Raw genomic sequence first — 9,391 nt, forward strand, 5'->3', positions numbered from 1 at the left:
GATGGCGATGTTAGACGCGACGAATGCAACACGTTGACAGAAGAAGCAGTGGCAGCACGGCGGTGGGTGTCTACACATCTCATCGCAAGTAGAACTGCATCAATGAAGGTGAGACGAAATTGAATACTTTGCTTATGTCCGGGGCTCTTGTGATAACCATCATTCTGGCGCTCGCTATTGGGATTGGCAGCGGATACGGCGTCATCCTCGGAATCTTGTACGCGTTCAATCGCAACCGCGGCGAAAATACCCCTCCATCCCTGGTACCAAGCACAGGCGCCAGCGGCGACTGACACCAGCGCTCGGCGCGGCAACGCTGCCCCGCTTAAGGGATGCGCTGCTGGTTACGTCGCAATCATTTGACGCGTCATGGCAGGCATGGCGTCGTTTCTTTTGGCGCATAGTCGAACCACCCTGTGTTTCCGCCAAACACGAAACACAAGGTGTCTCCCCTTCGCGCCTTCGGCGCTCCAATCGACACGACGCTCTAGTTTGCCAACAATTTCTGCCGCCCTCGGCGGCTTGTCCTCCTCTAAAACCGAGAGTACCTGAGCCCGAAGGGCGCTAGTCCTGAGCCCAGGACGTAATCCTGGGTCAGCATATCTTGTATCCGAGTCTTCTCGGAACTCGTTTCAGATTTGGGTCCCCCATTGAAACGGCGCACGTGGCGAATCTGAGTCCCGCATTGAAACGATTTCCCGGGCAACGTCACTACCTCTTGTCATCTTCGGCTGTTCCCACCGTGGACCGGGTTGACGCGTGAAGGAGATTCAGTTGACGAACTGCCGAGTGATGGTCGTAGATGAGAATGCCGGGTTTCGGGACGTCATCGTAAGCCTGATCGCCGAACGCGGCTTCGAAGCTTACCCGGCGGCTGATGGCATTGACGCCTTGCGACAAATCTACGACGTGATGCCCAGCGTTATCGTTGCGGACGCGATACTCCCGGATATTTCCGGGTTCCGATTCCTGCCGTTTGTTCGGCGCAGATTTCCAGCAATTGGAGTAATCGCAATGAGGGGTGAGTCGACGAGCGTTTTCCAGCCGACCGAAGTGGTTGCGGATGAGGTCTTCCCGAAAGAGCCAGCTAATTTCGATCGCCTTCTGCAATCGGTGGAAGAGCTTGCAAGGGGTGCTGCCCAGGAACTTGAGGCCAGGCGCTCGCACGTGCGCCTCATTGAGATTGCCGAAGGCGAAGTGACGCGCATTGGCTCCGGGCAGTGCACCCTCTGCGAAGTACTGCTCAGATCCGTTAAAAAGGCTCTGCTGAACTCCGTGCTGGCAGTCTCTTGGGAGCGTTCCCGGAATCAGGACACTGAGACAGCGGCCGAAGTCGGCGCGGCAGAGCGCACCCTGGACCGTGCCTTGAACGATCTGAATGCCCACAAAACCGAGATGCATTTCGAAAAGGCGGACTGAGCGAAACAACTCAATTCGACACTGCGCTCTGCTGCGCTCAGAACGACCGAGGAGTGAGGGTTCCAACCCGAGTCGAAGAATCACCTTTGCATCTCCGTGCTGCATCAAAGAGGCCCTTCGACTTCGCGACTTCGTCGCTCCGATCAGCAAGACAACAGCGCGTTGCAACGGCCTACCACGTTCTCAAGTCTCCGGCGCCCAGCAGAATGTGTCGCGCTATATTAGATCTCGCTATGACCGTGATTGTCTCCATGCTCCGGGGCGTCAACGTTGGCGGACACAAGAAGATCAGGATGGACGCGCTCCGCGCGCTTTATGAATCCCTGAACCTGCAAGACCCACACACCTTCATACAGAGTGGCAATGTCGTCTTCAGAACGAAAGAGCGGAGCCTCGTGCGACTTGCCGGGAAAATTCAGGACGGGATTGAGCGGAGCTTCGGCTTTCGTCCCGACGTCATCCTCCGCACCTCTTCCGAGTTGAGGGACGTCATTAGACGAAACCCGTTTGCGACACGGCACGGCATTGATCCAGCCAGACTCCTTGTTACCTTCCTCGCCAGCGATCCCAGCCCTGAAGCTCGCAACAAGCTTCTCAGCATCAAGACTGATCCGGAGGAGTTGCGAATCGACGGTCGTGAGCTCTATGTCTATTATCCGAATGGCATGGCACGCCCGAAGCTCTCGTGGGCGCTGATCGAGCAGACGCTGAAGACATCCGGGACTGGCAGAAACTGGAACAGCGCTACAAAACTCCTCGAGCTTGCGGAGAGGCTGGAAGCTTCTGAGCCTCCTTCAAATCATTTTAATTCTAGGTAGAATCGTGAATGCGATAGGAGATTCGGGTGAATGCTGCGATTGGCGGCCTTGACTTTTCTCCTCTCGAGCGAAGCGAGGGTCTGGCGTGCTGACTGAGACACTGATCGAAGGGCTGAAACCATACACAATAGGCGAGAAACTACGCGGTCTGCGGCTCAAGAAGAGTATGGGGCTGGTGGAACTGGGAAAGCACACCGGCCTGTCCGCTGCGCTGATCTCCAAGCTCGAACGCGGAAAGCTCTTTCCGACTTTGCCCACGTTGCTGAGGATCGCGATGGTGTTCGGCGTTGGTCTCGACTACTTCTTCACGGAAGAGCGCCAGCGGCACGTGGTAGCGATCGCGCGGAAGCAGGAGCGCACTCGCTTTCCCGAGACACCGGGCACTTCGGATATCTCGTACTTTTTCGAGAGCCTCGACTTCAAGGCGACAGAACGAAAGTTTGGAGCGTACTTTGCCCAATTCGAACCCGTCGCGCACAGGAAGGCGAAACCTCATCAGCACGCGGGAGTGGAATTCGTTTACGTCATCGCGGGAAAACTGGCGATCAAGATTGGCAGCGACGAGCACGAACTCCGCGCTGGCGACGCGATTTACTTCGACAGCACGGTTCTGCACAGTTACCGGCGCGCCGGAAATAGACCGTGCAACGGAGTCGTCATCACGATGGCCTCATAGTTCTGCCAGACAATATCGCCACCGCTGGACGCGGTGGCGATATTGTTTGCGGCAAGCGTAAGAACGATTCAGCGCTTCGGTCTATAGATGTGCGTGGCCTGCCCGTAGAACGATTCCGCCGCTTCCATCACCGTCTCAGATAATGTGGGATGGGGATGGATAGTGAGCTTCATATCGGCTGCGACGGCTGCCATCTCTACGGCGAGTACGCCCTCGCTGATCATCTCCCCTGCGCCAGGTCCGCAGATACCCACTCCGAGCACGCGTTCCGTCTTGGGATCGATGACGAGCTTCGTAACGCCTTCCGTGCGGTCCAGCGTCATTGCGCGTCCCGAAGCGCCCCAGGGAAACTTGGCGACCGTAACCTCGCGGCCTTCGTTCTGCGCCTGCGTCTCTGTGAGACCACACCAGGCAATCTCAGGATCGGTGAAGACGACGGCAGGAATGGCATTTGGTTCGAAGGCAACCTTGTGCCCGGCGATGTGCTCCGCCGCGACGCGCCCTTCGTGCGAAGCTTTGTGCGCAAGCATCGGGTCGCCCACGACATCGCCAATCGCGTAGATGGCTGGGTCGGCGGTCTGCAACTGCTTGTTGACTTCAATGAAGCCGCGTTGGTTAACCTTGACTTTTGTGTTCTCCAGGCCCGGCACTTCTGAGTTCGGACGACGTCCGACCGAGACGAGCACCTTCTCAAACACCTGCTCCTTCTCGGTAACGTCAGCCCCGTCGAAGGTGACGCGCACGCCGCAGTCCTCCTCTTTCATGCTGCTCACCTTCGTGTTGAGCATGATGGAGGCGAATTGCTTTTGAAGGCGTCGATGCAGTGGCGTAACCAGGTCGCGGTCAGCGCCGGGCAGAAGTCCGGACGTCATCTCGACAACGGAAACTTTCGTACCAAGCGATGAATATACGGTGCCGAGTTCCAGACCGATGTAGCCGCCGCCAACGACGAGCAGCGTTTTGGGAATGTTCTCCAGCGCGAGGCCCCCGGTCGAATCCAGGATGCGCGACGATTTGGGAAACGTGGGAATCGTCGCAGGACGCGAGCCAGTGGCGATAATGATGCGATCGAACGAGAGCGTCTCTTCGCCGCCCTTCGTTTTCTCCACCTTCAGCGTCGTTGAGTTCACGAATGTTGCGCGGCCCTGTATGAACGTGACGCCGCGTTGTTTGGAAAGCTGGCCGAGGCCGCCCGTCAGTTTTTTGACCACGCCTTCTTTGAACGAACGCAGCTTCTCCAACTCAATCTTCGGCTCGCCAAAAGTGACGCCCCAGTTCGCCGCATGTTGCGATTCGTTGATGAATGCGGCCACGTGCAGAAGTGCCTTCGACGGAATGCATCCCCGATACAAACAAACGCCGCCAGGGTTCGTCTCCATGGCAATCAAGGTGACCTTCATCCCAAGATCTGCCGCAAGAAAAGCGGCGGCGTAGCCACCTGGCCCGCCGCCGACAACCGCGATTCTCAAACTTTCATTTGCCATTTCGTACGCAAACCTCGTGCACAGCGGTTAGGAGATTAAGACCTCTGAACTGAAGTCGATTAACTATTATCCCTGTACGGAAAGCAGGAACGGTTGCTCCAGCGCCTCGACGACCCAGCGCAGGAAGCGCGCCGCATCGGCGCCATCGATAAGCCGATGATCGTAAGAGAGTGACAGCGGCATGATGAGGCGCGGCTCGAACTTGTCCTTCACCCACACGGGTTCCATGCGCGAGCGCGACATGCCAAGGATGGCCACCTCCGGAAGATTAACGATCGGCGTGAAGGCCGTGCCTCCAATGCCACCGAGGTTGGTGATGGTGAAGGTGCCGCCCTCCATGTCTTCCGGCGTGAGCTTCTTGTTGCGGGCCTTGGTTGAAAGCTGCGACAACTCGGCCGCCAGTTCCACGATGTTCTTTTTGTCCACGTTGCGGATGACGGGCACGAGCAGCCCGCGGTCGGTATCCACGGCGACCCCGATATTGATATAGCGCTTGTAAATAACCTCTTCGTTGGCGGGGTCAATCGTGGCGTTGACCTGAGGGAAAACTTTCAGCGCGGATGCTATGACTTTCAAAGCGATGGCCGTAACCGTCATTTTGCCGCCTGCGGCTTCCACTTTCGGAGCGAAGCGCGCGCGCAGTTCTTCGAGTCCGGTGATGTCGGCTTTGTCGAATTGCGTGACGTGCGGAATCGAAATCCATGCTTCGGCGAGATGTTCCGCCGTCTTGCGGCGCACCCCACGCATGGAAACCTTTTCGATTGGACCCCACTTGGAGAAGTCGGGAAGCTTGGTGCGCGGGAACGGCAAACCGCCGGTTTCAGGAGCCGCCTTGGGCGCTGCCGCACCGGATACGATGCCCTTGGCAAACGACTTCACATCACCTTCGGTGATGCGTTCGCCCGGGCCGGTTCCCTTCACGTTGTAGATGTCCAAGCCCAACTCACGGGCCAGGCGACGCACGGAAGGCGCTGCGGCGATGGGCGGACGCTGATCGGCACCGGCCGTCTTTTCCAGTTGCGGAGGATATGGCGCGTGCTCCACGCCGGCATGTGCATCCGGGGGGAAGGCTTCGCGCTCGGTCTTGCCTTCCAGCTTACGAGCTGCCTGGTAAGTTTCACGAGCCACTTGCGTGCTGCTGGCCTCGTCTTCCGCTTGGCTCGGCGGAACCGGCGCGGGAGCAGCTTCAGGAGATGGCGCAAGGGGAGCACTCGCGGCCGGTGCACCCGCAGCAGCTTGGTAGGAGAAGATTGTCTGCCCTACTTTGATTTTCTGGCCGGCGCTGACGCTGACATCCTTGACTGTGCCGTTCACGCTGGATGGAACTTCGATCACGGCCTTATCGGTTTCCAGTTCCATTACCGGTTGGCCTTCAGCGACGGCGTCCCCCGGCTTGACCATGAGTCGAACAAGGTCGCCCTGCTCGATGTTTTCGCCCAATTCCGGCAGTTTGTACTCAAGAGTGCCACCTGCGGGAACTTCTGCAGGTGTAGCCATGGGCTTCGGAGTATCTTTCTTCTCTGCCTTCGGCTTCTCCTGTTGGGACGCTTCCTGCTTGGGTGCGGCTTCCTGCTTTGGGGTGGCGGGTTTCGCTTCCGCAGCCGCGGACGCACCGTCGCCCTCGACGGTAAAGATGACCTGGCCTACGTGTACCTTCTCGCCCTGTGCTACGCGGACGTCCTGCACTTTTCCGCTGACGGTGGAAGGCACTTCGATAACCGCCTTGTCCGTCTCCAACTCCATGACCGCCTGACCGGTGCTGACCGTATCACCGGGATTGATCATCACCCGCACAAGATCTCCGGCCTCGATGTTTTCACCCAGTTCCGGAAGTTTGAACTCAATCGCCAAGGTCGTTCCTTTCTTATCGCAGTGCGCGGCGGCGCCGTGGCACTGGCCCGAAAGCGCGGCGAAGTTGCCTGCTGCCTTCGGAGTTGAGCCCTTTTTGGCGAGCGCACGCAGGCGCTCGCCGGGCGTCCATACCGTTATACCGTTACCGGATTTGGCTTGTCGGCTTTGATGCCAAGATCCTGTATGGCCTTCTGCACTACGTCGGCCTTGATCTTGCCATCACGGGCCAGGGCACTGAGAGTCGCAAGCACAATGTACCTGGCATCCACTTCGAAGAAGTCGCGCAATGAAGCACGTTTTTCGCTGCGCCCGAAACCATCCGTGCCAAGCGCCACCAGCTTTCCGGGAACCCACTGCGAAATCGATTCGGGCAGTGTCTTGACGTAGTCCGAAGCCGCGACAAAGACTGTGTCCTTGGGCGCAGTCTGCAAAGACTGGGTCACGTACGGCACGCGCGGTTTTTCCGCCGGGTGCAGCATGTTCCAGCGATCCGCGTCGATACCGTCGGTGTAGAGATTTTTATAGCTGGTGACGCTCCACACGTCGGCGGCCACGCCGTACTTATCTTCCAGCATCTGCTGTGCCTTGAGAACCTCAAGCAGGATGGCACCGCTACCAAGCAGTTGCGCCCGCAGCTTTGCATCCTTCTTCTCCGACGGCTTCAAGCGGTACAGACCCTTCAGAATGCCCTCGCGCGCGCCTTCCGGCATGTGCGGCATCTCCCAGGGCTCATTCATCACCGTGATGTAGTAGAAGATGTTTTCCTTGTTCACGTACATACGGCGTATGCCGTCCTGAACGATCACCGCGATTTCGTAGGCAAATGCCGGGTCATACGCAACCAGGTTCGGCACCGGATAAGCGAGCAGATGGCTGTGCCCATCCTGATGCTGAAGGCCTTCACCGGCGAGGGTTGTTCGTCCCGCCGTTCCTCCGACCAGGAACCCACGCGTGCGCATGTCGCCGGCGGCCCAGACCAGATCGCCTACGCGTTGCAGCCCGAACATAGAGTAGTAGATGAAGAACGGAATCGCATTGATGCCGTGCGTGGAATACGCCGTGCCAGCGGCCATGAACTCGGCCATGGAACCCGCTTCGGTGATGCCCTCCTCAAGAATCTGTCCGTCCTTCGCTTCCTTGTAGTAGAGGAGAGTGTCCATGTCGACCGGCTCGTAGAGCTGCCCAACGCTGGAGTAGATGCCGACCTGACGGAACATGGCTTCCATTCCAAAGGTGCGCGCCTCATCAGGGATGATGGGCACGATGAGTCGGCCAACCTGCTTGTCCCGCAGCAACTTCGAGAGCATCCGTACGAAGACCATTGTCGTGGAGACCTTGCGGCCTTCCGTGCCCTTGTAAAACTCTTCGAAGATATCTTCCGGCAAGGGCTCAAGCGGCGCATCGCCTGATTTGCGCGACGGCATATAGCCACCCAGTTCCTTACGACGGGCCTGCAGGTACTGAATCTCGAGGCTATCGTCCGCAGGGCGATAGAACGGAGCGCCATGCAATTGCTCGTCGGGAACGGGGATGCCGAAGCGCGAGCGGAAAATACTGAGCTCTTCGTCGTTAATCTTTTTCTGCTGGTGCGTAATGTTCTTGCCTTCGCCGCTCTCTCCGAGGCCGTAGCCCTTGATGGTTTTGGCGAGGATGACAGTTGGTGAACCCTTGTGTTCGGTCGCAGCCTTGTATGCGGCGTAAACCTTGAGCGGGTCGTGTCCGCCAAGACGCATCTTGGCCAGTTGCTCATCGCTGAGGTGTTCGACCATTTTCAGCAGGCGCGGGTCTGTGCCAAAGAAGTTCTGGCGGAAGTACGCGCCCGTCGAGACGAAATACTTCTGGTATTGCCCGTCGGTAATCTCGCCCATACGCTTGACGAGCAAGCCGTCGCGATCTTTTTCGAGCAACGGATCCCAATCGCTGCCCCAGATAACCTTGATTACATTCCAACCAGCGCCGCGGAAAATCGCCTCCAGTTCCTGGATGATTTTTCCATTGCCACGCACCGGACCATCGAGGCGCTGGAGGTTGCAATTGACAACGAAGATAAGGTTGTCGAGCTTCTCGCGGGAAGCGAGCGTGATTGCGCCCAAAGACTCCGGCTCATCCGTCTCGCCGTCGCCAAGGAACGCCCAGACTTTTCCAGTGTTCGACTTCTTCAGTCCGCGGTTTTCAAGATAGCGATTGAAACGAGCTTTGTAGATAGCCTGAATGGGGCCGAGTCCCATCGAAACCGTCGGGAACTCCCAGAAGTTCGGCATGAGCCAGGGATGCGGATAGGACGAAAGCCCGCCACCTTCGGCAAGTTCGCGCCGGAAGTTTTCCAGCTTCTCGATGGAGAGGCGTCCCTCAAGAAAGGCGCGAGCATAGATGCCCGGCGAAGCGTGTCCCTGGAAGTAGATGATGTCGCGGTCGCCATCCTCGGTCTGTGCGCGGAAGAAGTGATTGAAGCCGATCTCGTATAGCGTCGCCGCAGAAGCATAGGTAGAGATGTGACCGCCGATGCCCTCCGACTTCTTATTGGCGCGCATCACCATCGCCAGCGCGTTCCAGCGCACCAGGCTCTTAATGCGACGCTCGACTTCCTGACTGCCCGGAAACGGCGGTTGCGCCTCCACGGGAATCGAGTTCTGGTACGGCGTTGTGGCGGTAAATGGCAGGCGGTAGCCGGCGCGCGCCGTGTAGAGTTCCAGTTGCTGAAGCAGTCGCCCGGCGCGTTCCACGCCGCCAGTCTCGAGCACATAGTCGAGCGAATCCAACCACTCGCGAGTTTCGAGTACTTCCAGTCCATCGTGCTTTTCGGAGTTATTCACTTGTGTCCTCAGATCAGGGCTGCCCGTCCGCGCATAGGAATGCGAGGGGCCGAAACGAAAACCATCCAAATTGTTTCTACATATTAAATGCTCTTGGAGCTTCTGGGGATTCTGTGATTACAAACGAGAATTGCGGGAATCCAGAGCGACAAGAGCAGAGGAAGTCTCGTGATGCGATATTCAGAGGAGAGTCTTGGAACGGCAACTGCGATACACTAAACTAGCTTCTTGCATTGAAGGCAACAAGGGCCCGTAGCTCAACGGTTAGAGCAGAGGACTCATAATCCTTTGGTTCGGGGTTCAAATCCCTGCGGGCCCACCAACCTCAGT

The 9,391-nt window shown here is 57.9% G+C and carries 7 protein-coding genes and 1 tRNA gene; 5 read left to right on the forward strand and 3 right to left on the reverse strand.

What is annotated here, in order from left to right; genetic code table 11:
• The first annotated feature begins 134 nt into the window (after positions 1-134).
• The 4 genes from VN622_03230 to VN622_03245 all read left to right on the forward strand — a co-directional run bounded on the left by VN622_03230 (position 135) and on the right by VN622_03245 (position 2,913).
• Complete coding sequence (locus tag VN622_03230) at positions 135-293, forward strand: hypothetical protein (protein ID HWR34870.1); 159 nt, start codon at positions 135-137, stop codon at positions 291-293.
• Positions 294-774: 481 nt separating this feature from the next.
• The gene (locus VN622_03235) at positions 775-1,419 is read left to right on the forward strand and encodes a response regulator (protein ID HWR34871.1); all 645 of its coding nucleotides are present in this window, start codon (positions 775-777) and stop codon (positions 1,417-1,419) included.
• A 233-nt stretch (positions 1,420-1,652) separates the two neighbouring features.
• Complete coding sequence (locus VN622_03240; protein HWR34872.1) at positions 1,653-2,237, forward strand: DUF1697 domain-containing protein; 585 nt, start codon at positions 1,653-1,655, stop codon at positions 2,235-2,237.
• Between the two features lie 85 nt (positions 2,238-2,322).
• Positions 2,323-2,913, forward strand: coding sequence for an XRE family transcriptional regulator (locus tag VN622_03245; protein HWR34873.1), 591 nt, complete (start codon positions 2,323-2,325; stop codon positions 2,911-2,913).
• A 68-nt stretch (positions 2,914-2,981) separates the two neighbouring features.
• On the opposite strand, the gene lpdA is transcribed toward VN622_03245, so the two are convergent.
• From lpdA to aceE, 3 genes are all read right to left on the reverse strand, one after another.
• The gene (lpdA, locus tag VN622_03250) at positions 2,982-4,397 is read right to left on the reverse strand and encodes a dihydrolipoyl dehydrogenase (protein HWR34874.1); all 1,416 of its coding nucleotides are present in this window, start codon (positions 4,395-4,397) and stop codon (positions 2,982-2,984) included.
• A 66-nt stretch (positions 4,398-4,463) separates the two neighbouring features.
• Positions 4,464-6,248 carry a 2-oxo acid dehydrogenase subunit E2 gene (locus VN622_03255; GenBank protein ID HWR34875.1) on the reverse strand — a complete coding sequence of 595 codons (1,785 nt, stop codon included), beginning with the start codon at positions 6,246-6,248 and terminating at the stop codon, positions 4,464-4,466.
• A 134-nt stretch (positions 6,249-6,382) separates the two neighbouring features.
• Positions 6,383-9,061 (reverse strand): pyruvate dehydrogenase (acetyl-transferring), homodimeric type, encoded by a 2,679-nt coding sequence (gene aceE, locus VN622_03260; GenBank protein ID HWR34876.1) that lies wholly within the window; start codon positions 9,059-9,061, stop codon positions 6,383-6,385.
• 246 nt (positions 9,062-9,307) lie between these two features.
• On the opposite strand from aceE, the gene VN622_03265 reads away from it, so the two are divergent.
• A tRNA-Ile gene (locus VN622_03265) sits at positions 9,308-9,383 on the forward strand.
• The last annotated feature ends 8 nt before the right edge of the window (positions 9,384-9,391 follow it).

The sequence above is a fragment of the Clostridia bacterium genome, from assembly GCA_035561135.1.
Taxonomy (GTDB): domain Bacteria; phylum Acidobacteriota; class Terriglobia; order Terriglobales; family Acidobacteriaceae; genus DATMYA01.